Source organism: Methylocystis sp. JAN1, from assembly GCF_052186135.1.
Taxonomy (GTDB): domain Bacteria; phylum Pseudomonadota; class Alphaproteobacteria; order Rhizobiales; family Beijerinckiaceae; genus Methylocystis.
In genome coordinates, this window is sequence record NZ_CP181499.1 from 2,335,202 (window position 1) to 2,359,717 (window position 24,516).

Below are 24,516 nucleotides of genomic sequence, written 5' to 3' on the forward strand. Positions count from 1 at the left end.
CGCGCTCTTGCTTATGTCTGATATCCTCGTTCGAAACATTCCCGACGATCTGAAGCGGCAGATTGAGGAACGCGCTCGCGCCAACAAACGTCGCCTGTCGCGAGAAATCGAGGCGCTACTGAAGCGGGCTTTGGCTGCGCCGAGGCCTTCGGAGTATGGGCTAGGGGAAGAACTCCATATGCTCGTGCCGCCGGAACTTTGGACGGACGACTTCATACAGCCTCGCGACAATGCCGAGCGGCCAGGGCCCGATTTCGAGTGATCCTTCTCGACACGAACGTCATTTCTCAAGCCATGAAGCCCGACGGGAATTCAGCCGTCCGCTCCTGGTTGAGCTCCAAGCTCAAATCCGACCTGTATCTTTGCGCGCCGGTTCCCGCGGAACTTTGATATGGCGCGGGAATCCCGCCTTCGGGCAGAAAGCGCGACGCGTTGCTGCGCGCGTGCGAATTGATCGAAAGGGAGAAATTTGCGGGGCGCATTCTGCCCTTCGATCAAATGTCGGCGCGGCATTTCGCGAACTTGCGCGCCATTCGCAAAGTTGCTCGCGAGCCCCTCCCTGTCATGGATGGCGTCATCGCATCGATCGCTGCTGCGCATTCCATGACATTGGCTACCTGCAATACAAAGCGCTTTCAGGACCTCTGCGTTCCGCTCGTCGATCCCTTCTCCGGCTGACCGCGTTTACCCTTCCGCGTCGGGCGCGCGCTCGTCGCCCTTCCGCTCGGCCCGCTTCACACGCACGAATCCGTGGCGGATCGACCAGCGAAGGAATTTCAGGCGCTGCCAATGCAGACGGCGAGACAGCCGCTCCGCGCCCGGCCAGTGCGGCGCGAGGATCGCGAGGCCGAGCGGCACCATCCAGACGCCGAAAACCGGGAGTGGCGCGAGGACCGTGCCCCCGAGGACAAAGCCGAGTCCGGTGGGAACAGCGACGTAAGGGGGCGCGCCGCGCATGCGCTCGACGATGCGGGAGATACGGCTCCTGATGTCTTTTTTTTCGCCCATCGCTCTCGCTTCCTCCTTTGGCGGCGCCTCGCCCCGTTCCGCTCGCGCGCGCCGTGGTCTATATGGAAGGCGTAGGTTTAGCGAGGAAAATATGGCGACACAGGCGGCTCCATCCAAGCTCATAAAAGGCGCGACCGGCGATTGGGAAGTCGTCATCGGCATGGAAATCCATGCCCAGGTGACCTCGAACGCCAAGCTGTTCTCCGGCGCTTCCGCTGAGTATGGCGGCGCGCCCAACGATCACGTCTCTCTGGTCGACGCGGCCATGCCGGGCATGCTGCCGGTGATCAACGAGGAATGCGTCAAGCAGGCGATCCGCACGGGATTGGGGCTCGAGGCGCAGATCAATCTGCGTTCGATCTTCGACCGAAAGAATTATTTCTACCCTGATCTGCCGCAGGGCTATCAGATCTCTCAATACAAACACCCGATCGTCGGCGAGGGCCAGGTGATCGTCGACGTGTCGCCGACCGAACGCATCACGGTCGGCGTCGAGCGCCTGCATCTCGAGCAGGACGCCGGTAAATCCTTGCACGACCTTTCGCCGAGCGAAAGCCATGTCGACCTCAACCGCAGCGGCGTCGCGCTGATGGAGATCGTCTCCAAGCCCGACATGCGCTCGGCGGAGGAGGCGCGCGCCTATGTCACGAAGCTGCGCGCGCTGCTGCGTTACATCGGTTCCTGCGACGGCAATATGGAGCAGGGCTCGCTGCGCGCCGACGTCAACGTTTCCGTACGTCGCCCCGGGGGCCCGCTCGGCACGCGCTGTGAGATCAAGAACGTCAACTCGATCCGTTTCATCGGCCAGGCGATCGAGGTCGAGGCGCGTCGCCAGATCGGCATTCTGGAAGACGGCGGCAAGATCGATCAGGAGACGCGCCTTTTCGATCCCGCCAAGGGCGAAACGCGCTCCATGCGATCGAAGGAGGAAGCGCATGATTATCGCTATTTCCCGGATCCGGACCTGCTGCCGCTCGAGTTCGACCAGGCCTATGTCGATGCGCTGAAAGTCGAATTGCCCGAACTGCCGGACGCCAAGCGTCAGCGCTTCATCGACGAATACGGCCTGCCGCCTTATGACGCCGGCGTGCTCGTGATGGAACGCGCGAGCGCCGATTATTTCGAGGAGACCGCGAAGGGGCGCGACGCCAAGCTTGCTGCGAACTGGGTCATCAACGAGCTGTTCGGCCGCCTGAACAAGGAAGGTCTCGACGTCATGCGTTCGCCGGTCTCCGCGCAGGCCCTGGGCGCCATCATCGACCTCATCTCCAGCAACGTCATCTCGGGCAAGATCGCCAAGGATCTCTTCGAGATCGTCTGGACCGAGGGCGGCGATCCCAAGGAGATCGTCGAGAGGCGGGGGATGAAGCAGGTGACCGACACGGGCGCGATCGAAGCCGCGATCGACGCCGTCATCGCCGCCAATCCCGACAAGGCCGAGCAGGCGAAGGCGAAGCCGACCATGCTCGGCTGGTTCGTCGGCCAGGTGATGAAACAGACTGGCGGCAAGGCGAATCCGCAAGCCGTAAACGAGCTCCTCAAACAGAAATTGGGCGTCTGACCAACCGCTCTTTTCCGCGAGCGAATCACAGTCGGCTGCGTCTTGCGCGATTTTTTGTCTCGCGCACGGTGTCAGCCGACATTTTTTTTGCCTTTTTGCGTCTTGCGCACAAATTTTTTTCAAGGCGCGTCGCACCTCCGACGGCGCCCCTTCGAACCTGCGCTTGCAGGCCTGCGTCCAAACCTCTCCTCGCTCTTTTAGCGATGGCGCGCGAGCGGCCTTTCGGCGGAGAGCGAAACACGCGCGCAAGCGTTTCCATGACTTGTGCGCGTCTATTCAAGCGAGCGTCGGATTCAAACCGATCACAAAGAAAAACAACATATTGAATTACAGTCGCGGCATCGCGCCAGTGGCGGCGAACGCCGCGTGCGCGATGCTTTTGCATGCGCGCGCGCAAGCGGGTCGAGAGCGAATTCCGCGCGCGTCGACGCGATGCGGAAAGCAATCGCGCAGCGCGTCGACAGGAGTTTCGACGCGCTCTTCTTCGCGCTCGACGATGCTGCGACAGGATGCGCGAAGGCTTGTTTTGCATACGCGTCGTGCGGCGCCACTTGAACCGGCGATTAACCACGTTACGCTATTTGCGCGTATTGTCGGTCGACCATAACTCCGGCAATTCGGATCAAGGGGACTTATTATGGCGAGAGCTACAACGAAGCGTAAGCCGGCCAAGAAGGCTGCGGCGAAGAAGGGCGCGCGTAAAACCGCGACCAAGAAGGCGGCGACCAAGAAGCGCGCAGTAAAGAAGGCGACGACCAAAAAGCGCGCGACGAAGAAGACCGCGACGAAGAAGACCGCTCGCAAGGCCGTCCGCAAGGTAGCGACCAAAAGGCGCGTCGCGACCAAGAAGGCTGCGACGAAGAAGCGCGCGACCAAGAAGACCGCCGCCCGCAAGGCGCCGGCCAAGAAGCGTGCGCCGCGCAAGGTGAAGGTAGCTCCGCCGGAAACGCCGACCGAGGGCGCCTGATCAGGGCGTTTGCGCCATGCGTGATCAAGGGATCGCGCGTCGTGAACGCGCTTTCGCGCAGGAGTATTCGCCCGGGATCGCGCGCCAAGCGCTCCTCGGGCGAAACTTTTTTAGGGTTTTATGATTTCTCGCCTCAGCGCGTGAGGCAGCCGGTAGCGAAATCGCGCCACATCGGCAGGTTCGCGTTCGAGGCGCGCTTCATCTTCTCCCACGCCTCGGCGCAAGAGCGCATGCGATCTCGCGAGGCGCGCGGCAATGATGGCGGCGGCGAGGAGGTGTCGACCGGCGGCAGCGGCGCGAGCCTGGTTTGCGTGGGCGGCGTCGGTTCGACCGGCGCGGCTCTTGGCGCCGGCTGTTGCGCAGGAGCCTTCGCCGGGACGTTCTGTTTTGTCGCCGTCGGCGCGGGAGCGGCCGGTTTCACGCCGGTCCTGGAGCTCGGTTTCTGCTCGGCGTCGTCTTTCTGCGGCTTCGTCTTCGGCGCGGCGGGCGTTCGCGCCGCGGGCCTTTGAGCGTCCTGCGAAAGAATCGGCGTCGCGGCGACGCATAAGGCGCCGGCAAGGCCGGCGGCGGCGATCATGGCGAATGACGACGAGACTTTGCCCGCGGCGGCCATCTTTTCTCCCTGCGCGAGCGCAACGGACGCGCCATATGTCTATAACGTTCCCGCGCGTCGGAGTCGAAAGACGCTGGCGTGCGTGTCAAGCGTCCGCGAAAAGGGAGGCGACCATGACCGACAGGGAGATTTCTTCGACGCGGCTTCCGCTTGTGCAGCGGCCCCGCCGCAATCGCAAGAGCGATTGGTCACGACGTCTCGTGCGCGAGACGACGCTCGACGTTTCCGATCTCGTCTGGCCCCTGTTCCTGATCGAGGGCGAGGGGCGCCGTGAGCCGGTCGCCTCCATGCCGGGGGTTTTCCGGCAGTCGATCGACCTCGCGGTCGCGTCGATCGTGGAGGCCGCCGCGCTCGGCGTGCCGGCTGTCGCGCTCTTTCCCAATACCGATCCCAGGCTCCGCGACGAGAAGGCGAGCGTCGCGCTCGACCCGGAAAATCTCGTCTGCCGCGCCTGCCGCGCGATCAAGGAGGCGGCGCCCGACATCGGCGTGATCACCGACGTCGCGCTCGATCCTTATACGAGCCATGGTCATGACGGGCTGCTCGTTGGGGACGAGATCGTCAACGACGCGACGGTGGGGGTGCTGACGCGGCAGGCGGTGACGCAGGCGCGCGCCGGTTCCGACATTATCGCGCCTTCCGACATGATGGACGGCCGCGTCGGCGCCATCCGCGCCGCGCTCGACGCGGAAGGCTTTCAGAACGTGCAGATCATGAGCTACGCCGCAAAATACGCTTCCGCGTTTTATGGGCCGTTCCGCGACGCCATCGGCACCAGCAAGACGCTGCGCGGCGACAAGCGCGCCTATCAGATGGATCCCGCGAATACGGACGAGGCGCTGCGCGAGGTGGCGCTCGATCTGGAGCAAGGCGCAGACATGGTGATGGTCAAGCCCGGCATGCCCTATCTCGACATCGTGCGTCGCGTCGCCGAAACCTTCCACGCGCCGACATTCGCGTACCAGGTCTCGGGCGAATACGCGATGATCATGGCGGCGGCGCAGCAGGGATGGCTCGACGAAGAGCGCGCCATGATGGAGAGCCTGCTGGCCTTCAAGCGCGCGGGCGCGTCGGGCGTGCTCACCTATTTCGCGCCGCGCGCCGCACGCCTCCTGCAAGACGCAGGTTGAGCGTTACGCCGCCCGGTTTCGAAGGTCGCGCACGCGGTCGTGATTTTCCTTCACGCCGCGATACTGCCTGGCGATGATCTCGTGAATGTTCGGCGGCAGCTCTTGGGCGATGGCCGATTCATAGGCGGTCTTGGCGACGTCTTCGCCGCGCTCGACCTCATCGAGGATGGCCTTGTCGCTGTGGCCGGTGACGATCGCCTTGAGGCTGGTCCAGACCCTGTGCCATGCGCCCGAGACCGAGCCGGAATGCGTTGGAGAGCCGCCCATCGTGGCAATTTGAGTTTCCAGCTCGCGAGCGCCGTCGGCGCAGCGCGCCGCCGCCGTTTCAAAGACGTTCTTGAGCTGAGGATCGCGCGCCTCTTGCGCAGCCGTACGAAAGCCTCGCTCTCCGTCGCGGCTGATCTCGGCAAGATTGTTCAGCGTCTTGATGACTTCGGTGTTTTCCATATGCGCCTCCCGACGGAACGGACGCCGTTGCGTCCGTCCGAAACAAGAGGGGGCTCGGATTGTTCCGAAGCGACTTTGCTCGTGGCCCGGTATCAGCGGCCCTCGCGCCCGAGCGCCTCGATGGACGTCAGCCATTTCTCGGCCGTCTCGGGCAGCATGCCCCTGGTCGAGCCGATCAGGGTCTCGCGCACGGGCGAGACGCCGGCGTAATTCAGGACGTTTCGTTTCAGATTGCGCAGACCATGCGCGAAAAAGAAGAAGCGATAAACCAGGCTCGGCATGCCCATCGTCGCAATGACGCGCGCGGTTTTTCCCTTGAGCAGGCCGTAGGGAATGCGGCCGTCCCTGTAGCGCAGCGCGAAGCCGGGGCGGAACGTCTGCTCGATGAATCCTTTGAAAAGGGCGGGCGCATCGCCGAGCCAGATCGGATAAACCATCACCCAATGATCGGCCCAGCGCAGCGTCTCCTGCGCTTGGGCGATGGCGGGGGGCGGTCCGCCGCGCTCGAACTCCACCTGGCTGCGAAGCAGGGGAAAGTCGAGCGCGGCGACGTCGATGCGTTTGACCTCATGACCGCCCCGCGCCGCGCCGCGCGCATAGGCGTCGGCCAATGCGCGGCAGAGCCGCTCGGGCGCGGGATCGGGATGGCCCTGAATGATCGCGATACGCTTCGACATGCCTGCTCCTGTTTAAAGACCGGACTAATTTGAACGCTTCCGCTCGCCTTTCAACGCGTCCAGAAGTCACGCCGGCCGCCACAAGCGCGTCCGTCGCGCGGGCGCAGATGAGCGCTGTCGCGGGACCTGCGGCCTTTAGGGAAAGCCTGGCTGCCCGAACGGGACCGAAACAGGGGTCAAATGGGTTGCCAAACCAGCCCCTACGTGGTTTGCCTCTCCCTGAGCGGCGGCGCTTCGGCGCCGCTCAGGACCGATCCTTCCAAGTTTCGCCCTCAACCATGATGCGACGCCTTTTCCTCCCCGCCATTCTGACGGTCCTGGCCCTGACGGGGTCGGCGCGCGCCGATTTTCGCCTGTGCAACAACACCAACACGCGGGTCAGCGTCGCCATCGCCTATACGGATGGGAAGAACTGGCTCTCCGAAGGGTGGTGGAACCTGCGCCCCTCGGCCTGCGAGACATTGCTGCGCGGGCCGCTCGCCGCGCAATATTATTATGTGTATGCGATGGACGAGCGCGGCGGCGAGTGGAAGGGCAAGGCCTTCATGTGCACGCGCGACCGCGAGTTTCGAATCGACGGACGTGAGGACTGTTTCGCGCGGGGCTACGAGCGGACGGGTTTCTTCGAGATCGACACCGGGCGCGACGCGAAGAGCTGGACGGTCCAGCTCACGGACCCGAACGGGGCGCCAGCGCAATGACATAGAGCCGCGTTATAGCGGCCGGAGAGCGCGCTGCGGAGAGGCGGAGCCCTTTTCGCGACAGGCGCGCGTGAACGAGACGAGGGTGTGGGAACGGACATGAGAAGGCTGAGGCGGACCAAGATCATCGCCACGCTGGGACCGGCGACAGTCGACAAGGCGGTCATCGCCGGCCTCGTGCGGGCGGGCGCCGACGTCTTCCGCATCAATATGAGTCACACGGATCATGCGGCGCTCGGCAATTATGTGCGCATCATCCGCGAGATCGAGGCCGAGATGGAGCGGGCGATCGGCATTCTGTGCGATCTTCAGGGCCCGAAGCTGCGCATCGGCGCCTTTGAGGAGGGGTCGATCCATCTGCGCAAAGGCGACGTTTTCGTCTTCGATTCGGACCAGGCGCCCGGCGACGTCACCCGGGTCCGCTTGCCGCACCCGGAAATCCTGGCCGCTCTCAAGGTCGGCGACACGATCCTGATCGACGACGGCCGCGTGCGGTTGCATGTGGTCGAGACGGCGCCCGATCGCGCCCATGCGGTGGTCGACGTCGCCGGGCGGCTGTCGAACCGCAAGGGCGTCAGCCTGCCGGATACGGAAATCCCGATCACCTCGATGACGTCCAAGGACCGCGCCGATTTGGACGCGGCGTTGAAGGAGGGCGTCGACTGGGTGGCGATCTCGTTCGTGCAGCGCCCCGAGGACGTGATCGAGGTGAAGCAGATCACCAAGGGCCGCGCCCTGGTGATGGCCAAGATCGAGAAGCCGCAGGCAATTCATCGCCTTGAAGAGGTGATTGAGGTTTCCGACGCGCTCATGGTGGCGCGCGGCGATCTGGGCGTCGAAGTGCCGCTCGAACGCGTGCCCGGTCTGCAGAAGCGAATCAACCGTTCGGCGCGCCGCCTCGGCAAACCGGTCGTCATCGCGACGCAAATGCTCGAATCGATGATCCTCTCGCCGCTGCCGACCCGCGCCGAGGTGTCGGATGTGGCGACCGCCGTTTTCGAAGGCGCCGACGCGGTGATGCTCTCGGCCGAAAGCGCCGCCGGCCAATATCCGCAGGAAGCGGTGGCGACGATGAGCCGCATCGCGGAGGAGGTCGAGACGGACGCCGTGTTCCGTTCGATCATCAACGCCCAGCGTGGCGAACTGCCGAACCCGACCTCGGCCGACGCCATCGCGGTCGCAGCGCGCGACGTGGCGCAGACGCTGCATTCCAAGGCGATCTGCGCCTGGACCTCGTCGGGCACGACGGCGCTGCGCATCGCCCGCGAGCGCCCACAGTCGCCGATCCTCGCCTTGACGCCGAAGCGCGACACGGCGCGCCGCCTCGCCCTCGTCTGGGGCGTTCACGCCCTCGAGACGCGCGACGCATCGGATATCGAGGACATGGTGAAGCGCGCCTGCGAATATTCGAAGAGCGAAGGCTTCGGAGACGATGGCGATCGCGTCATCATCGTCGCGGGCATGCCTTTCGGCTCGCCGGGCGCAACGAATATGATCCGCATCGCGCATGTGGGGGAGGCGGCGAGCCTGGCGGACGACGCGGCGTAAGAAAAAGGGGGCCGTCGCCGGCCCCCGGGCTGCTGACAAGGTAGCGGCGGCGCCCCTCGCGCTTCAAGACGCTTGCTGCGCAAACCCCTCGGCATGAGGGACTTCTTCCATCAGCGCCAAACAGTTGGGCCTTATCCTGAGGAGTGGGTGCAAGTCGGGTTTTCCCGACTTGCACAAAACAAGAATTGCGATCTTGGGCGGGACCGAGATCACAGCTCGCATCTCGAAGGACGAGGCCGCCTTGGAAGTTTTGGCGACAAACCGGGGGCCGTCGCCGGCCCCCTTTCCAATTACGCGGCGATTTTTAGATTGTCGGCCGAAGAGCGTCCGCTGCGCTTGTCGACGACGATCTCGTAGCTCACCTTTTGGCCTTCCGCGAGATTACTCAGACCCGCACGCTCGACGGCGCTGATATGTACGAAGACGTCGCCGCCGCCGGCGTCCGGTTGAATAAAGCCGAAGCCCTTCTGGGCGTTGAACCATTTAACGACGCCAGTCTGCATGGCGCTTCCTTTCAAGACACGAAGAGACCGCCGCGAGAATGCGGCGTCTTTCAATCGAAGTTTTGGGAGAATGTCATCGCCGCACGTCTTGAGACGAGAGAGCAAGATCGTTCGGCCGAAACTCGACAACGCCTATATGGGGGCGTTGCGGCGGGAATGGAAGCGTGGCGGCGATTTATTCCGCCGCCCGCCACTCCATTTGCATTGTCTCCCGGCCGGAAAGCGTGTTTTCGCCACGGCCGATTTGAACAAAGCCGTTGCGCTCGTAGAAACGGATCGCGCGAACATTGTCCGCGTTGACGTCGAGACGGACGACGCCGGGCGACATTGCGCGCGCCGCCGCCATCAGGGCTTCCGCGCATCCGTTGCCCTTAAAGGCCTCGCCCACGCAAATTTGGTCGAGCCAGCCGGTTTCCGGGTGGATGACGACAAAGCCCGCCAGCGCGCCGGCGTGAAAAATGCAGAGGGTGACCGCGCCGTTCTGCTCCAGCGTCGTGATTTGGTTGGAGAGCCAGGGGCGGCGCGAGTCGAAGTCGATATCGGGATAGGCTGCACGCCATGAGTCGACCCAGAGATCGAGCATTTCGGGAAGATTCGCGTCCCCGCGTCGCCGAAGGCGCGCCGGGTCGGGCGGAGGGGTGACGCCGTGGGTCGCGCCGGTCAGAGCGGTCACGCCTTCCTCATCACGTCGAGAAGCTGGCGGTGGATGGCCTCGTTGCCGCAACAGATCTCGCCCTTGGCCAGCATGTCGCCGCCGCCCGAGAGATCGGTGACGAAACCGCCGGCCTCGCGTACGAGAACGATACCCGCCGCCACGTCCCACGAATTGATGCCGCGCTCCCAATAGCCGTCGAATCGGCCGCAGGCGACATTGGCGAGATCCATGGCGGCGGCGCCCATGCGGCGAATATTGCCGATCTTGGCCATGCCGGCGGCAAGCTCCCGCTTGAAAGATTCATGGTCTCGGGAGCGGGCGAGGGGAGGGATGCCGCAGGCGACCATGGAATCCGCGAGCGTCCGGCGCGCGGCGGCGCGCATGCGGCGATTGTTGAAATAGGCGCCCTGTCCCTTCTCCGCGACGAACATCTCGTCGGTCGCGGGATTGTAGACAAGCCCGGCGACGAGTTGGCCGTCGCGCTCGAGCGCGATCGAGACGGCGAAGACCGGAACGCCGTGCAGGAAGTTGGAGGTGCCGTCGAGCGGATCGATATGCCAGGTGTGGCTCTTGTCCGATCCTTCGATCGAGCCGCCTTCCTCCATGATGAAGCCATAGCCGGGACGGGCCTTGGAGAGCTCCTCGAACAGCGTCTTCTCGGCGCGCTTGTCGGCGGCGGTGACGAAATCGCCCGGTCCCTTGACCGAAACCTGCAAGTTTTCGACCTCGCCGAAGTCTCGCTTCAGCCCGCGCCCAGCCTTGATCGCGGCGGCGGTCATTACATTCATCAACGCGGAACGAATCATTCGGGAAGGCCTCGGGAGCGGGGAGGAGGGTTCAAATGCCCGCCCCCTGTCCGCGCGTCAAGCAGTAACGCGGGGTTAGCTCAAGCTTTACAAAAAAGTAAGATTTCCGACTAAATTCTACGAAAGAAATTAAAGGAGTCCTTCGAATGGCGAATATCGACGTCGATTTCGGGATGCAGCCGGGCCGACGTCCGCGCGCGATTGTCGAGGCGTATCGCAACGCGCATAGGGAAGAGCAGCCGGCGGCGCCCCGGAACGCGCCGCGCCCGAAATTCTCCCGCATTACCCTCGGTCAGCTTGTTCGGACCCTGATACTCGTCGTCCTGTGCCTGGGAATTGTTCAGCTCTCTCATGCGGAGAGGGCAGACGACGACGCAGGCGTGGCCGCTCCAGAGAAGCGGATGTAAGGGCTTTACAGGACCGCCTCGACCTCCCCGCTCCGGGTCGCGCGCGCTAGGCTCATGAGGCGGGCGCGATGCGCATGCGATGCGCATGCATGGAAAATTGAGCGGGTTAACCGTGAATTAATGAATCGCGCTCAGCCTTTTCCTGTCCGTACTCCGGACGCGGGTGGCCAATCTCTTCTCCACTCGTCCTTGACGCCTCCCTGTCATGAGCCTTGAGAGCCGCTTTCGCGGCTCTCTTTTTGGCGTTAAAAATTCATTGCCAGCGTTAAGGTTAAAAAACGGCTAAGCAAGCGCGTCCATTACAATTGCGCTAATGTCGCGATGTATCGAGTTCGTCGGCGTCAATCAGGCCGGCGAGAGCGCGCAGCGAAAAAGTGGGAACCGGTTTTTCGTGAGACGCGCGCCAGATTGTGGAGGCGATCACGTTTTTTGCGATTGGGCGGTCCGCCCCGTCGCAGCGTGATATAGCGGCGTGAGCGTGGCATGGGTCGTTTAAGTGACAGTCGGGGCGAGGACAGCCAGCCGGTTTCCTTCGTCGAAAAGCTCGCCGGTTCCGAAGCTTTCGGCATGATGTTCAAGGAAGGCATGGGTCTGGTGGAGGAGGCGGCGGCCTATCTCGATGGGCAGGGCCGCGAGGAGGCGAAGGAGTTGCCTCGGGCGGAAGCCCTCGCCTATGCGGCGGAAAGCATGCGCCTAACGACGCGACTCATGCAGATCGCGTCCTGGCTCCTATTGCAGCGTGCGGTCAATCAGGGCGAACTGACCCGCACCCAGGCGGCGAGCGACCGCCACCGGGTCAAGCTTCATCAGCAGGAACTCGCCTCCGCACCGGATATTTTCCAGCGCCTGCCGGAGCGTCTGCGCGATCTCGCCTTGCATTCCGTGCGTCTGCAGGCCCGCATCATCCATCTGGACCAGCTCTTCTACGCTACGCCGGAAACGACCCAGTCGCGCAACGCGCCGGCTGGAAGCTCCGTGCAGGAGCAGCTCGCAAAGCTGCGTGACGCCTTCGCCCAGCCTTAAAAGCGGCGCTTCAGCGCTTGCGGCCATCTGCGGCGGGATGACTGTCCCGCCGCTTTTTTCTTGAAAAGCGAAGAAACGCCGAGGCGAGGGCCTCGGCGTTTCTGAAAACAATTCCCACGAAGCGGCTTATTTTTTGCCGAAGGAGAGCCCGCCGAAGCGCGAGTTGAAGCGCGAGAGACGGCCGCCGCGGTCGAGGAGCTGGGTCGAGCCGCCCGTCCAGGCCGGGTGCGTCTTGGGGTCGATGTCGAGGTTCATCGTGTCCCCTTCCTTGCCCCAGGTCGAACGCGTCAGATATTCGGAGCCGTCGGTCATCACGACCTTGATCGTGTGATAGTCCGGGTGGATGTCCTTTTTCATGGAAAGCGTCCTTCCTGCGATATTAAACGGCCACGACCTCGATACGCCTTTCGGCGGGGGGCGGCCGGTTCAGTTTGACGATTTTGCAGCGCTCTTAGCGCAACGCGTCTGCTTCGGCAAGCCGTCAGCGCCCCCGTGCGAATTAAACCTGCCGTTGAAGCTTGAAGTCCGGGTTGAGGACGCCCTCGTTGATCGCGTCCTCCGCGTAGGAATAGAGGGCGAGATCATCGGCGAGGAGGTCGTTGACCACTCCGATCTTGGCCAGATTGGCGGCGAGCGTCTTGACGCTCTGGAAGACCACGGGCTCCTCGTCTCCGAGAATATTCGACCCGATCGCCCCCGCGAGCAGGTCCTTAAAGAGCGGAAAGCGTTCGCGAGTCCCCACGACGTCGAAATCCGCAAGGCTGTCCAGCGCCCTCGACACATTGGCGTGTTTCGGCGGCTCGTCCACGTCGCAGCCGAAAACCTTGGTCATCGGGCTCATCAGCTCGCGGCGGTGCTGCTCGCTCGACGCGCGGAAGGCCCCGGTCAGCGCCTTGAGGTCGTTGAAGGGCAGGTCGCGGGCGAAATCCAGCAGGCTTCGCACGCCGCTTGTATAAGTGGAAAAGGACGAGGCGTCTCCTTCGCGGACGAGGAAGTTGAAGAAATAGAGCCGCTCAGCCAGTTCCTCATGCGGTTCGCGCAAAAGCGCGACTCGCAGAAAACCTTTCTCCTTGAGAAGGTAATCATATCGCATGAGATTCGTCCGGCCCGAGATGAAAACCGACCGGTTGGCGGGATTGGCGATCATCGCAACGGTGGTTTCGAGGCCGTGGCGCTCGGAATTGAAGTAGGTGAGCGAAAATCTGGATTTTATTTCCGCCACCAGCCGACGTTGCGGAATGATCGCGCAATCGAAGACGAATACTTTGCGCTCGACTTCGTCATCGGGCTGAAAGCGCCGAAAAATCGGAAGCCGCGTTTCGGCTTCGAGGATCTCGACGTCCACAAGACTGGGCAAATCGGGAACGATTTCCTGATCTACCCGGAATCCGCATTGCCCGGTGCCGTGCATGCCGAGATCGCGGATGTCCAGCCTGTCGACATTGGCTCGGATTTCGATCTCGTCCCGCCCGGGAATGACGACGACGAAGGAAGGAGTCGCCGAGGGATTGTCGGGCGTGAGCCAACCACTGATCACGGAACCGGTGTCGCCGTCGACAATAAAATTCATTGATGCCGCTTTGGTTAGCGAGAAGGCGCTGGGCGGACGCCGGAAACGGCGCAAAAGTGATGCCGGACGTTCTTGTAGGCTCGTCATATCTCAGGCGAAAACACGACTCAAGGACTCGCGCCCGCCGCGCCGTTTTCCTAGAAATGCGCCGCTCGGCGGCGATGGAGGGCTCTTTTGCGCGTAATGATTCTCGGCGGATCCAATTCCGGACCCAAGACTGGCTGGGCGGCCATCCTGAGAGAGATCGCCGGCGAACACGTCATCGAGAACAGATTCCTGGGAGCGGTTGGCTCGCTTTTCGGCTTGTTGCGGCTCCTGAAAATGATTCGCGACGGCCAGCCGCGCCCGGACGCCGTGATTTTCGAATACACGCTGAACGACACGGTGTGGATGGCGGGGGACAGCCTCGAGCCGGAAACCGTCGTGGAAACGCTGCACGACGTCATGACGATCTGCGCGCGGGAAAGGATTCGGCTCCTTTTCCTCTGCCTGTGCCTTCGCCCGCGCGACGGCGGCGGGGAGGCGGAAGGCTCGCTGTTCCTCGATCGCCTTTACCGGGAGGCGGCGCGGGCGCGAGGGGTGGCGACGCTGTTTCTGAGCGACGTTCTCGGCAAGATCGACCCCGGTTTTTTCGTCGATCCCAAACATCTCGACGCAGCCGCCTCACGGCGCGTCGCAGAGGCGGTCGCGGCGCGTTTGCAGGCGCCGCTGCCTGTTCCCAACGACGCGGGACGAAAGCTGAGCTTCGCTTATCTCGACGCTTCGCAGGCCTCGCTGTCCAGCAAGGCCTGGCGCCTCGACCATAAAAGCACGGTCTTCGACGGGCCCCTGATAAAGTTGCCGCGTGGCGGAAAATGCGCGTTCGACACGGATGGGCGGTTGGCGGCTTTGCTGATCCGATCGACGGAGACGAGTGGGGCTTACAGCATTCATGCCGGCGGGCGGACGATCCGGAAAAACGCCCAGTCCCTGGCGCGCCAGGATGCGCCAAACCTGATCGCCCTGCATTATGTGACGGCGGAACTGCCCCAGGCGCCGCAGGTCGTCGTGGAAATGACGGCCTCCGAAATAGCGCTGATGGCGCAGTCCTATGATCTCACCCTGATGGACGGGCCGCCGCACGTTCCCTTTAACGATCAGACGCTGGAGATCGCGGGGATCATGGTCCACCGGCGGCGCAGCCTGCTCGAAAGGGCGCTGGCGCGTCTCGTGGCCTGCTAGATCGCTGCGCTTAGGCGGTAAACCCGGGCTATCCGATATTCTAAAGGTTCAGGGCGCGCTTCAGGCGAAAGAGCCGGTTTCCCCTTTTTCGCGAGCCGCGCTCCAGCCGCTGTATCTGTCGGCTCGAGCGTCGGAATCAGGCGGCGAGCATCCGCTGAACCTCGCTCACGAGGTCGCGCAGGTGAAACGGCTTGGAGAGAATCTTGGCCTGGCGCGGCGCCTGATTGTCCGGATTGAGCGCCACGGCGGCGAAGCCCGTGATGAACATGACCTTGATATCGGGGTCGAGCTCCGTCGCGCGGCGGGCCAGTTCGATTCCGTCCATTTCGGGCATGACGATGTCGGTCAGCAGAAGCTCGAAGGGCTCGACGCGAAGCTGGTCATAGGCCGAGAGGCCGTTGTCGAAGGAGGTCACGGAAAAGCCGGCCTGCTGCAGGGCTTTAACCAGGAAACGACGCATGTCGTTGTCGTCTTCCGCAAGCAGGATCTTCGCGTTTATCCTCTCGTTCATCGCAGTCCTCGTATCGTTTTCCCCATAGAGCCGGAGTTTCGTAAATATCAGGTGAAACTCAGGCTGCCTCACGTTAACTTAGGTCGCGATAATGTGGAAATTCGCGGTGCTTGGGCGAGCCGCGCGACGTCCGCCTGTTAATATGAAGGGCGTCGATCCGGCGAGACCAAGGCAGGGCGCGCTGATGAATGGGCAAAAATCAGGACGCAGGGAAGGGGGCGGGGCAATCGAGCCGCATGAGCCTGAACTCCTGGCGCCCTTCGAGATCGTCGAGCCGGCCGAGCTGCTCTCGCCGCTGGTCTTCTCCTCGCCGCACTCGGGGCGCATCTATCCGGCGCGCTTCCTCGCCGCCGCGCGGCTCGACGCCGCCTCCCTCCGCCGTTCGGAGGACGCCTATGTCGACGAGCTCTTCGCAGCGGCGCATGCAGTCGGCGCGCCAATGCTGCGCGCGCTTTTCCCCAGGGCCTATCTGGACCTCAACCGCGAGCCCTATGAGCTCGATCCCAAGCTCTTCGACGGACCTTTGCCCTCTTTCGCCAATACCCGGTCGCTGCGCGTCGCGGCGGGGCTCGGCACGATTCCGCGCGTCGTCGCCGACGCCCGCGAGATCTACGCCGGGCGCGTTTCGCTCGAAGAGGCGCTGCGGCGAATCGAGGCGCTCTACAAGCCCTATCACGAGGCGCTGCGCGGGCTGATGGAGCGCGCCCAGCGACGATTCGGCTTCGCCGTGCTCGTCGACTGTCATTCTATGCCGTCGACCAGCGCCCGTGAGCCTTCGGTCGCGGCCCGCGCCGAGAAGAAGCGTATCGATTTCGTCGTCGGCGACCGCTATGGGGCGAGCGCGGCGCCGGGCGTCGTGGGCGGCGTCGAGGAGCGGCTGCGCGCGCGCGGCTACAACGTGCAGCGCAACCGACCCTATGCGGGCGGCTTCATCACCGAGCATTTCGGCCGCCCGGCGGCTGGATGGCACGCGCTGCAGATCGAAGTTTCGCGGGGGCTTTACATGGATGAGGCGACGCTGGAGAAGAGCGCGCGCTTCCAGGCGGTCGTCGCCGATCTGACGGAAGTCGTCGCAGGCCTCGCACAGGATGTCGAACTCGACGAAACCCTTGGCGGCCCGCGTCGGATGGCCGCCGAATAAGTCGCGGCCCGCGCGGCGCTGGAGAGGCAATGACCGTCGTCGATTTCGAACGTTTCGTGGAGGAACTCGCCGACGTGTCGGGCGACGCGATCATGCCCTTCTTCCGCACGGCCATCGCCGCGGACGACAAGGCGCATGGCGGCGCCTTCGATCCCGTGACGGAGGCCGACCGTGCCGCCGAGCTTTCCATGCGGCGTCTGATCGAGCGCACCTTTCCGGGCCACGGCATCATCGGCGAGGAGTTCGGCGCCAAGGATGCAGACGCCGAATATGTCTGGGTGCTCGACCCGATCGACGGCACCAAAAGCTTCATCTCCGGCTTTCCGACCTGGGGCACGCTGATCGGTCTCCAGCATCGCGGCCGGCCCTGCTACGGCCTGATGCACCAGCCCTTCACGCGCGAGCGCTTCCATGGCGACGGCGAGGCGGCCTTCTGGCGCGGCCCGGCCCGCCACGGCAAGGCGCCGGAGGAGCGCCGCAGGCTCGTCGTCCGCCCGTGCCCGAAGCTTTCGCAGGCGACGCTGATGACGACCTCGCCTTTGCTGATCGACCCCTCGCTACGCGAGAGCTTCCATCGCGTCGAGGCCGAGGTGCGCCTCTCGCGCTATGGCGGGGACTGCTACGCCTATTGCGCGCTGGCGGCGGGCCACGTCGATCTGGTGATCGAAGCGGGCCTTAATCCCTATGACATTGTGGCGCTCATCCCGATCATAGAAGGGGCGGGAGGTGTCGTGACGACCTGGGACGGCGGCGACCCGTCAAAGGGCGGCGCGATCGTCGCGGCGGGCGACCGGGCGCTGCATGAGGCCGCGCTAAGACTGTTGGGGGGGGTAGACGCCGCGGCGAAATAAGCGCGCCAATGGCGCTATCACCCTCTCCCCGCTTGCCCGCTTGCGGGGAGAGGGCGCTAGCGCGATCAATCGATTCAATGATCTCGCGCCCGTGAACCTCACGAAGATCGGATGGTCCCCGGCACGAACGCGTCGAACGCCCTCCAGAACTGCTCCCGCAGCGGGTCGCGCTCCATCAGGATCTCATGCTTGGCGCCGGCGATGGGGATCAGGGCGCCATTGTTGAGATTCTGCGTGAAGCGTTCGATGGCGGGATTCGACACGACATTTTCGAGGCCCGCCGAGAAGGCGAGGATCGGCGTGCGGATCTGCCGGGCGTATTCCGGCGCCTCGAAGCGGCGCATCAGGCGGAAGGCGGAGTTGACCCAGCCGATCGTGGGGTCGCCGATCACGAGCGACGGGGCCGCCCGGATAATCGCCGCATTGCGCGCGAAGCGCATGGGATCGGTCGTGAGTTTGTTTCCCTCGAAGGGCAGTTCGAGAAAATTGCGGCCGCGGCCGAAAGGGATGAATTGACCGCCGAGCCCCAGCATGTCGAGCGTGTCGGCGAGCCATCGCGCCCCGCGCGGAAAGACGAGATTGGCGAGGTCGATCATCGGCGCGGTGACGACTATCCGCTCGAAGGGCGGGCGGCCGGAATGCGCCATGTCGAGCATGATGGCGCCGCCCATCGAATGCGCGAGCGCGAACCAGGGCTGCGGGCGAGGCGCCAGAACCTGCGCGACGAAGACCTCGAGATCGCGCTGATACTGAGAGAAATCGTCGACATGGCCCTTGCGCGGATCGTTCAATTCGCGTTCCGAACCCGCCTGGCCGCGCCAGTCGAGCGCGACCGCGTCGAAGCCGCGCTTGCGCAGATCTTCGATGGTCTCGAAATATTTCTCGATGAATTCGTTGTGACCCTGGAAAACCGCGACCGTGCCGCGCGACGTCTCGCGGGCGGGAAAGGTCGCGGCGCGCAGGCGCCTCCCGTCATAGCTCTTCAGCTGATGGACGACGGCGCCGTCGGGAATAGGATTGTCTGGCGTCGCGACCAGTTCGAGCATGTCTTCTCCGTGGCGCTCAAGCCGAATCTGTTCGCGCAATAGTGCATTTTCGACCCGCTGTCGAAAAGCGGGGCGGAATCAGCTCCCGCAAAAGGCGGCGAGCCGCTCTGGCTCCGCAAAATTTATTCTGCCGCTCACGATCGCCTCGACGCCGCCCGCCGCGTTGACGAAATAATGCGTGGGCGTGACGACGCCGCCCTCTTTCGTCAGGCCGTAAAAGGCGCCCGCGGCTCTGGCCTTGGCGGCGTCGGTCCTGGTCGTGTCGGCGATGCGGTAGATTTTCCAGGGCAGGCCGTAGGTTTTGAACCTGGCGAGGTCCTTGGGAAAATCCTTCGGCGTCGACGAGACGAAGACGACGTTCCAGCGCTGCGGGCAGGCCTTCGCCAGCGCTTTGTAACCCGGCGCTTCCGCGAGGCAGTTCGGGCACCAATGCGCCCAGATGGAGACGAGCGTCGGCTTGCCGTCGGCGAGAATCGCGCGCAAATCGAACGGTGCGCCTTTCTCGTCGACGAGATCGATCGCGCGCAGCGAGTCCTTCATGTCCTGCTCGGTCACGGCGCGCTCAACCTGCATGCCGAGAATTTCGGCGCGGGCGGTCGCGGCTGCGCCGAAAAGCGCCAACAGGATCGTCAGGAAGCGCATCATTTTCATTCCCTCCCAATACGCCATCGCGCGGCGGTCATGAAGCCACAAACGAAAACCGGGCGGCGCGAGCCGCCCGGTCGAGACGCCGCAGGGCTGCAGACAAAATCAGAACTTCACATTCGTGGCGACATAGACGCTCCGGCCCATTCCCGGTACGGGTATCCCCCAGGCCGGCGCGCCGGCGCCGTTCCCCGACATGGTGGCGCCGTAACCGATATAGGCTCCGCCCAGAGGCTGGTAGTAGAAGGCGTTGAAGATGTTTTCCACGCCGACGTCGAAGCGGACGTTACGCCATTCATAGCTGCTGCGCCAATTGAACAGCGTGTAGCCGTAGGTCTTCAGCTCGTTGCGGGCCTGCTCGATATTGGCCTTGGCGCCGACCACCTGCATTTCGATCAGATTGGTCAATCCGCCGAACTTCTGTTCGAGCGACAGTTTCGCGTTGATCGGCATGATTTGATAAAGATTGCCGCCCGTCGCGATGTTCTGCCCGTTGACGTAGCTGACGACCCCTCGGGCGGTAAAGTCGCCGAGCGGCGTGCTCTGCGCCAGAACCGCATGTCCCGAGAGATCCGCGCCGAAAAGGCGGGCGTCCTGATTGACGAACTGGAGAAAGACGAAGCCGTATGTCGTCACCAGATTGTTGCGCGTCGTCGGGGTGTTCCCGCAGACATAAAGCGGGCAGCGCTGAACGTCGATGAAGTTGGAGACGTAAGTGAAGTAGGGCGTGAAGCGAATCCCCCGCTGGTTGGCCTCGTCATGCCAGTCCGCCGTCGCGCTGACCGTATTCGCGACTTCCGGCTTCAGGTTGAGGTTGCCGACATAGAAATTTCCGTCGCCGAACCAGCCGATCATTTCCGCCGGCATCGTGGCCGGGGACCAGGAATAGCGTTCGTAGAGGTTGGGCGACCGGCTCTTGAGCGAGTAGCCGAGCGAGAAGGTCAGCGCGGCGCTCGGCGTATAGGTCGCCTGCGCGGTCGCGTTCCAGTTCTGATCCGTGCGAGCGCGGTTCGAGAGATTGAACGTCGTCGCAGGAAAAAGCGGCGCCGAGTCGTACATCATCACATTGTAGCCATGCACGGGGCCGGCGTTCATCCACACCGTGTCGCTGCGCAAGCCGACCAGCGTCAACCATTCGGGGCTCCAGCGCGATTCGAGTTCGGCGAAGGCGTCGAAGCGATCGCGCTGTCCGTCATTGATGGCGATGAAGGCCGCCGGCGCCATGCCGCCGGACGTCTTGCCGGGCGGCAGCACGAAGGGCGACGGCGGCCACCATTCATTATAGCGATATTGCTGGTATTCCGCGCCCAGGCGCAGATTGTGAATATTGAACAGGGGAATGTCGGCCTTGGCCTTCACGCCGGTGTTCTGCGCCTTGGTCTCCATCGGCATGCCGGGAGCGAGGATGTTGTTGAGCGCGCCGTAATAATATTGTTTGTCCGGACCGAAATCCATGCCGTGGCGGACGGTCTGATGGTAGAACTGCCCCTCGAGCAGGCCCCAGTCATATTGCCCGTTATAGCGGACGCTCCCCTGAACGCTGCGGTTCAGCGTCATGTCCATTCGCTGGTTCGGGAAGTTCTGATAGGGAATGTGCTGAAAACCTACGTTCACCTGGAGCTGATGGTTCTCGTGGCGGAAGGCGAGGCTGACGTCGTGATTTTGCGCCTGATAGGAGGTCGAGCCAACCTCGCTCCCCGAAAGCCAGGGCGTGAACTGGTTCAAGCGCGTCAGCGGCAGCGGGACGAATGAGAAGGCGTAGCCAGCCGGCTTGAAGGCTGCGGCCGCGTGATAATTCTCGGACCGCGAATAGGAGCCGTTATAGGTGACGCTGAAACGGTCCGTCGCCGCCGTCGCGGAGAGGTGGCCGCCATAGCCGTTGCCGTTGCTGCGATAGAAGGCGCCGACCTCTCCCTTGAACAGGACCGGCTTGCCGTCCACGTCGAAAGCGAGGCGGGACGGCTCGTTCGCCGCCTGGCCCGGAGCGGCTTTTCCGGAAGGGACGAAGACGGGCGATGGCGGGTCGACAATGATGGCGCCGCCAACGCTGTCGCCGCCGACGCTGACGGGAACGACGCCCGAATAGACCTGAATTTTTCCGACCTGCGACGGAGAAACGTAAGAGAGCGGCGGATTCATGTGATTGGCGCAGGCCGACGCCGCCGGGATGCCGGACACCAGCACGTTCAGCCGATCGTCCGCCAGACCGTGAATGGCGGGCAGGCGCGAGACGCCGCCGGCTTCATACCAGCTCACGCCGGGCGTGTTCCGCAGGAGCTGCACGGTGTCCACGGCCGCGGGCCGTTCATCGGCGATTTGGCGCTGATCGATAATTGTCGCGCCGAGCGGCTTTGCGGGCTGCGCGATGGTCGGGATCGTTTGCGGCGCGGCGGCGGGCGCCGAACGCGCGGCGCCGGTTCTGCGCGCCGCCGCGATCGTGATGTCGGGCAGCGGGGTCTGAGCCAGCGCGGCATTTTCGGCGCCGGCAAGCAAAACAATGGCGATCGCGCCGGCGGATGCGCCGCGCGTCAGGGCATGACGTGACATAACAAGATTCTCCCGATCCGCCGGGGTGCGGCGGTTAAACAGCGATTGGTTGGGTCTTCAGGGGATCAGGAGAAAAGCGGGGGCGCGCGGGCCGGATGCGCGGCGCGCCAGCGCGGGACGGGCGCCGGAAAATCCTCCGGGAAAGCCGCGGCGATCCCGTTCGCGGGAACTGGCGACGCGAGAAAGCGTGGCCGTTCGTCGATGATCGACGCGAAGACGCAGGCGAGGCATGTCTCGCAATCATGCTGAGCTTCGGTCGCCGGCGGGCGCGTCTCGCGGCCAGGGAGGGCGGCGTCGGATCTTTCGCATTTCTGGCCGATCGCCGCGCCATGGTTCGATCGCGCGCCCTGCGCATGGACCGCCGGCCCCTGGGCGACGAAAAACAGCGCCATCGCCAGCGCAAGGGCGCGCCGCGCCCAGCTGGCGAATCCGACGCCGCGCTTATTTGCGCTGAAAATATGGCCCCCTCGATTCCGCATATGGCCAAGTTAGATCGTCGGAGCGCTGTTCGGCATGCGACAAAGTCTCCAAATTCAAAGATATGCTTGGAGTGTGCTTTTTGCGCAACTTGAATTGATTTTAAGCAAGCTTTGCCGCAGACGACCCTCTTGACGTTCGCGAAAACGCTTCCCACCTCGATGTCAGCGCGGGCCACACCGGACGCGCGGAAAGGCGCGGCGCGTTACGCAGCGCGCCGCATGTCGCTTCTTACGGAGGATATGTCATGCGTCACTTCGATCTTTCGCCCATCTATCGTCAGACCGTGGGCTTCGATCGTCTCTTCAATCTTCTCGACCAGGCGAGCGGCGTCGACGGCGCGTCATCCTATCCGCCTTACAATATCGAGCGGACGGGCGAGAACGCTTATCGCGTCACCCTCGCCGTCGCGGGCTTCTCGCGCGAGGAGCTGACGATCGAGACCAAGGAGAACACGCTCTCCATCAAGGGTTCGAAGGAACAGACCCAGCCGGCCGAAGGCCGCGAGATGCTACATCAAGGCATCGCCGCGCGCGCCTTTGAGCGCCGCTTCCAGCTCGCCGACCATGTCGTCGTGACCGGCGCAAGTCTCGTAAACGGCTTGCTGCATGTCGACCTCGTTCGCGAAATTCCGGAAGCCCAGAAGCCGCGCCGCATCGAAATTGGCGGCGGCGCGTCGGCTCCGAAAGTCGTGGAGTCGAAGGCCGCCTAAGGCTCATGCAAGATCTGAAAATGACGGAGGCGCCCGGTGGGCGCCTCTTTTTATTGCTCTTTCGGCATCGCCACGCTTTGCGGCGTTCGCGCGCCCGGCGCCGAATGCGCGGTTGAGGTCGCGGGCGTCGACGGCGTCACGACTGTTACGCTTTCGGCTGAGGCCGGCGGCACGATCGCGCGGTGAGAGCCCCCGGTCGAACGCGCCGCCGTCGCGCGCGGGGCAGGGGCCCTGGCGGCCTGCGCAGACGGTTTCGCCGCTTCCGTGACCGGCGGCGCCGCCGGCTTGGCGGCGGGCTCGACCCTGGCTTCGACAGGCTTCTTCCACTCTATCGCCGGCGCTGTGACGGGCGCCTTCGCGGCCTCCACGGGCTTCGCCGGTTCGGCGGCTGGCCTCGCGGCGACAGGCTTCGCGGGCTCCACGGGTTTAGCCGCGACCGGCTTCGGCGCCTCTATCGCTTTTGACGGCTCGGGAACCTTCGAAATAGCGGCGGGCCTGGCCAATTCCACGGATTTCGGCGGCTCCGTAGATTTCGCCGCCTTGACGGGCTTCGCCGGCTCCATCGGCTTCGCCGCAATGGACTTGGCCGATTCCGGCGGTTTGGGCGCTTCCGCAGCCTTGGGCGGCCCGGCTGGCGCTTCCGGCGGCTCGCCAAGCTTTGATATTTCGGCCGGCTTCGCCCATTCGATAGGCTTCTGCGGCTGCGCGGGCTTCGCGGTCTCGACCGGCTTCACGGCCGCAGGTTGCGGCGCCGCCTTGGGCGCGGGCGCGGCGATCGGCGCCGATGGGGCCTGCGGCGTCGGCACGGGCGCGTTGAGCTGCGGCGCCGGGCGCGCGACGGAGCGGATGCGCCCGTTCTCGCGGGTTTCCTCCGGCGGCTGGGCGCGGCCGCGGCCAATTTCCTTGACCACCGGATGCGAGCCGCCAAGCGGGGGCACGAACCCGTCGTCGCCTCGCGGCGGCGCGCCAGTGCTGACGGCGTGGAGAATCACCCCCTCGAAGGGATCGATGAAGAAGCGCGTCTCGCCCTCCCGGCGGCTAACGCCGGTTGCTACGATCTGGTCGCCGCGACGCCCGAGTGGACCGACAAGCTGAAATCCTTCGCGGGCCAGAATGCGGGCGACCGCGCGGCGCGAGGCGAAACGCGGGGCGTCGAAATCATCTTCGACATCGGGCGGCGGCAGGTCGTAGCGGAAGGGTTGAACGAAAGGCCGAAAGTAAAACTGCGCCGTCGCCGCGTCGCGGGCCGCGCAGGCGAGCGCGAGCCCCAGCGCCAGCGGGGCTCCCCATTTCCGCCAAGCAGAAGACATGATCGACTATCCTTAACCGTGGCCCCAATCGCTTTTACCATCATCTCCCCGATTGAGGCGAGCGTTGGACGCGAGATGGAACCGCCTTCTTCTTGGGCGGTTGCTTGTCACCGGGGCATAAATCTGGCAACTATCGTGTGCGCCGATATGTCAGTGCTGCTGACCTTTCGTCGCCGCTCGCCCTTCGCAAGTCGCCTTTTCCCGACGCGCCGCCATTCGATGCGGATGCTTGGGGCGAACGACTGACGGATCGAAAGGTCTGGCGCGCCTTTTGCCTGACGGCGCGGCGGCCCGGCCGGGACGGGCGCTGGGAATGGCGGCCGATCCGTTGGCCGACCGCAAGCAGGGGCGGGACGAGGCGCAAGCGCGCTTCTATCCGCTTCGATCTTGCTCTATGCAGTTTTTTAAATCGAAGATGTGACGGGACGACGGCCGCGAG

At 64.0% G+C, this 24,516-nt stretch carries 28 protein-coding genes; 13 read left to right on the forward strand and 15 right to left on the reverse strand.

The window, feature by feature from the left end; all coding sequences use genetic code 11:
- The first annotated feature begins 13 nt into the window (after positions 1-13).
- Positions 14-262, forward strand: a complete 249-nt coding sequence (locus tag ACNHKD_RS11100) for a FitA-like ribbon-helix-helix domain-containing protein (RefSeq protein ID WP_442753548.1) — start codon at positions 14-16, stop codon at positions 260-262.
- Positions 263-684: 422 nt separating this feature from the next.
- On the opposite strand, the gene ACNHKD_RS11105 is transcribed toward ACNHKD_RS11100, so the two are convergent.
- The gene (locus ACNHKD_RS11105) at positions 685-1,008 is read right to left on the reverse strand and encodes a hypothetical protein (protein WP_442753549.1); all 324 of its coding nucleotides are present in this window, start codon (positions 1,006-1,008) and stop codon (positions 685-687) included.
- Between the two features lie 91 nt (positions 1,009-1,099).
- Between ACNHKD_RS11105 and gatB the strand changes: the two genes are divergently transcribed.
- The 3 genes from gatB to ACNHKD_RS11120 all read left to right on the forward strand — a co-directional run bounded on the left by gatB (position 1,100) and on the right by ACNHKD_RS11120 (position 3,536).
- Positions 1,100-2,569 carry an Asp-tRNA(Asn)/Glu-tRNA(Gln) amidotransferase subunit GatB gene (gatB, locus tag ACNHKD_RS11110; protein WP_442753550.1) on the forward strand — a complete coding sequence of 490 codons (1,470 nt, stop codon included), beginning with the start codon at positions 1,100-1,102 and terminating at the stop codon, positions 2,567-2,569.
- 264 nt (positions 2,570-2,833) lie between these two features.
- Positions 2,834-3,124: a hypothetical protein gene (locus ACNHKD_RS11115; RefSeq protein ID WP_442753551.1), complete on the forward strand. Its 291-nt coding sequence runs from the start codon at positions 2,834-2,836 to the stop codon at positions 3,122-3,124.
- 82 nt (positions 3,125-3,206) lie between these two features.
- Positions 3,207-3,536, forward strand: a complete 330-nt coding sequence (locus tag ACNHKD_RS11120) for a hypothetical protein (protein WP_442753552.1) — start codon at positions 3,207-3,209, stop codon at positions 3,534-3,536.
- A gap of 133 nt (positions 3,537-3,669) precedes the next feature.
- Here the strand turns inward: ACNHKD_RS11120 and ACNHKD_RS11125 are convergent, their stop codons facing one another.
- Positions 3,670-4,149 carry a hypothetical protein gene (locus ACNHKD_RS11125; RefSeq protein ID WP_442753553.1) on the reverse strand — a complete coding sequence of 160 codons (480 nt, stop codon included), beginning with the start codon at positions 4,147-4,149 and terminating at the stop codon, positions 3,670-3,672.
- Between the two features lie 113 nt (positions 4,150-4,262).
- Here ACNHKD_RS11125 and hemB point away from each other — a divergent pair, with 113 nt between their 5' ends.
- Positions 4,263-5,279: a porphobilinogen synthase gene (gene hemB, locus ACNHKD_RS11130; RefSeq protein WP_442753554.1), complete on the forward strand. Its 1,017-nt coding sequence runs from the start codon at positions 4,263-4,265 to the stop codon at positions 5,277-5,279.
- Between the two features lie 3 nt (positions 5,280-5,282).
- On the opposite strand, the gene ACNHKD_RS11135 is transcribed toward hemB, so the two are convergent.
- The gene (locus tag ACNHKD_RS11135) at positions 5,283-5,726 is read right to left on the reverse strand and encodes a PA2169 family four-helix-bundle protein (protein WP_442753555.1); all 444 of its coding nucleotides are present in this window, start codon (positions 5,724-5,726) and stop codon (positions 5,283-5,285) included.
- 92 nt (positions 5,727-5,818) lie between these two features.
- A complete protein-coding gene (locus tag ACNHKD_RS11140; protein WP_442753556.1) occupies positions 5,819-6,403 on the reverse strand; it encodes an NAD(P)H-dependent oxidoreductase in 585 nt (194 codons plus the stop codon).
- Between the two features lie 278 nt (positions 6,404-6,681).
- Between ACNHKD_RS11140 and ACNHKD_RS11145 the strand changes: the two genes are divergently transcribed.
- Positions 6,682-7,104, forward strand: a complete 423-nt coding sequence (locus ACNHKD_RS11145; RefSeq protein WP_442753557.1) for a DUF1036 domain-containing protein — start codon at positions 6,682-6,684, stop codon at positions 7,102-7,104.
- A 99-nt stretch (positions 7,105-7,203) separates the two neighbouring features.
- The gene (gene pyk, locus ACNHKD_RS11150; RefSeq protein WP_442753558.1) at positions 7,204-8,652 is read left to right on the forward strand and encodes a pyruvate kinase; all 1,449 of its coding nucleotides are present in this window, start codon (positions 7,204-7,206) and stop codon (positions 8,650-8,652) included.
- Between the two features lie 290 nt (positions 8,653-8,942).
- Here the strand turns inward: pyk and ACNHKD_RS11155 are convergent, their stop codons facing one another.
- The 3 genes from ACNHKD_RS11155 to ACNHKD_RS11165 form a co-directional block, all read right to left on the reverse strand.
- Positions 8,943-9,155, reverse strand: a complete 213-nt coding sequence (locus ACNHKD_RS11155) for a cold-shock protein (protein WP_442753559.1) — start codon at positions 9,153-9,155, stop codon at positions 8,943-8,945.
- Positions 9,156-9,330: 175 nt separating this feature from the next.
- Complete coding sequence (locus tag ACNHKD_RS11160; RefSeq protein ID WP_442753560.1) at positions 9,331-9,828, reverse strand: GNAT family N-acetyltransferase; 498 nt, start codon at positions 9,826-9,828, stop codon at positions 9,331-9,333.
- The gene (locus tag ACNHKD_RS11165) at positions 9,825-10,616 is read right to left on the reverse strand and encodes an inositol monophosphatase family protein (protein ID WP_442753561.1); all 792 of its coding nucleotides are present in this window, start codon (positions 10,614-10,616) and stop codon (positions 9,825-9,827) included. Before ACNHKD_RS11165 ends, ACNHKD_RS11160 begins: the two co-directional genes overlap by 4 nt.
- A 146-nt stretch (positions 10,617-10,762) precedes the next feature.
- Between ACNHKD_RS11165 and ACNHKD_RS11170 the strand changes: the two genes are divergently transcribed.
- Together ACNHKD_RS11170 and rcdA are read left to right on the forward strand one after the other, a co-directional pair.
- Entirely contained in the window at positions 10,763-11,023 is a 261-nt protein-coding gene (locus tag ACNHKD_RS11170; protein WP_442753562.1) for a hypothetical protein, read from the forward strand.
- 483 nt (positions 11,024-11,506) lie between these two features.
- Positions 11,507-12,046 carry a protease adaptor protein RcdA gene (gene rcdA, locus ACNHKD_RS11175; RefSeq protein WP_442753563.1) on the forward strand — a complete coding sequence of 180 codons (540 nt, stop codon included), beginning with the start codon at positions 11,507-11,509 and terminating at the stop codon, positions 12,044-12,046.
- Between the two features lie 126 nt (positions 12,047-12,172).
- On the opposite strand, the gene rpmE is transcribed toward rcdA, so the two are convergent.
- On the reverse strand, positions 12,173-12,403 hold the full coding sequence (gene rpmE / locus ACNHKD_RS11180; protein ID WP_363348127.1) for a 50S ribosomal protein L31: 231 nt from the start codon (positions 12,401-12,403) through the stop codon (positions 12,173-12,175).
- Positions 12,404-12,545: 142 nt separating this feature from the next.
- The gene (locus tag ACNHKD_RS11185; protein ID WP_442753564.1) at positions 12,546-13,616 is read right to left on the reverse strand and encodes a hypothetical protein; all 1,071 of its coding nucleotides are present in this window, start codon (positions 13,614-13,616) and stop codon (positions 12,546-12,548) included.
- 174 nt (positions 13,617-13,790) lie between these two features.
- Between ACNHKD_RS11185 and ACNHKD_RS11190 the strand changes: the two genes are divergently transcribed.
- The gene (locus tag ACNHKD_RS11190) at positions 13,791-14,837 is read left to right on the forward strand and encodes an SGNH/GDSL hydrolase family protein (RefSeq protein ID WP_442753565.1); all 1,047 of its coding nucleotides are present in this window, start codon (positions 13,791-13,793) and stop codon (positions 14,835-14,837) included.
- Between the two features lie 136 nt (positions 14,838-14,973).
- Here the strand turns inward: ACNHKD_RS11190 and cpdR are convergent, their stop codons facing one another.
- On the reverse strand, positions 14,974-15,348 hold the full coding sequence (gene cpdR, locus ACNHKD_RS11195) for a cell cycle two-component system response regulator CpdR (RefSeq protein ID WP_442753566.1): 375 nt from the start codon (positions 15,346-15,348) through the stop codon (positions 14,974-14,976).
- 184 nt (positions 15,349-15,532) lie between these two features.
- Between cpdR and ACNHKD_RS11200 the strand changes: the two genes are divergently transcribed.
- Both ACNHKD_RS11200 and hisN read left to right on the forward strand, forming a co-directional pair.
- Complete coding sequence (locus tag ACNHKD_RS11200) at positions 15,533-16,489, forward strand: N-formylglutamate amidohydrolase (protein ID WP_442753567.1); 957 nt, start codon at positions 15,533-15,535, stop codon at positions 16,487-16,489.
- Between the two features lie 29 nt (positions 16,490-16,518).
- Positions 16,519-17,340, forward strand: a complete 822-nt coding sequence (gene hisN / locus ACNHKD_RS11205) for a histidinol-phosphatase (RefSeq protein WP_442753568.1) — start codon at positions 16,519-16,521, stop codon at positions 17,338-17,340.
- Positions 17,341-17,438: 98 nt separating this feature from the next.
- Here the strand turns inward: hisN and ACNHKD_RS11210 are convergent, their stop codons facing one another.
- From ACNHKD_RS11210 to ACNHKD_RS11225, 4 genes are all read right to left on the reverse strand, one after another.
- Entirely contained in the window at positions 17,439-18,386 is a 948-nt protein-coding gene (locus ACNHKD_RS11210) for an alpha/beta fold hydrolase (RefSeq protein WP_442753569.1), read from the reverse strand.
- A 78-nt stretch (positions 18,387-18,464) separates the two neighbouring features.
- Positions 18,465-19,031, reverse strand: coding sequence for a TlpA family protein disulfide reductase (locus tag ACNHKD_RS11215; protein WP_442753570.1), 567 nt, complete (start codon positions 19,029-19,031; stop codon positions 18,465-18,467).
- A gap of 105 nt (positions 19,032-19,136) precedes the next feature.
- Entirely contained in the window at positions 19,137-21,578 is a 2,442-nt protein-coding gene (locus tag ACNHKD_RS11220; RefSeq protein WP_442753571.1) for a TonB-dependent receptor, read from the reverse strand.
- Between the two features lie 65 nt (positions 21,579-21,643).
- Positions 21,644-21,970 carry a hypothetical protein gene (locus ACNHKD_RS11225; RefSeq protein WP_442753572.1) on the reverse strand — a complete coding sequence of 109 codons (327 nt, stop codon included), beginning with the start codon at positions 21,968-21,970 and terminating at the stop codon, positions 21,644-21,646.
- 332 nt (positions 21,971-22,302) lie between these two features.
- On the opposite strand from ACNHKD_RS11225, the gene ACNHKD_RS11230 reads away from it, so the two are divergent.
- Positions 22,303-22,767, forward strand: coding sequence for an Hsp20 family protein (locus tag ACNHKD_RS11230; RefSeq protein WP_442753573.1), 465 nt, complete (start codon positions 22,303-22,305; stop codon positions 22,765-22,767).
- A 50-nt stretch (positions 22,768-22,817) separates the two neighbouring features.
- On the opposite strand, the gene ACNHKD_RS11235 is transcribed toward ACNHKD_RS11230, so the two are convergent.
- Positions 22,818-24,077 (reverse strand): hypothetical protein, encoded by a 1,260-nt coding sequence (locus ACNHKD_RS11235; protein WP_442753574.1) that lies wholly within the window; start codon positions 24,075-24,077, stop codon positions 22,818-22,820.
- Positions 24,078-24,516 lie beyond the last annotated feature (439 nt).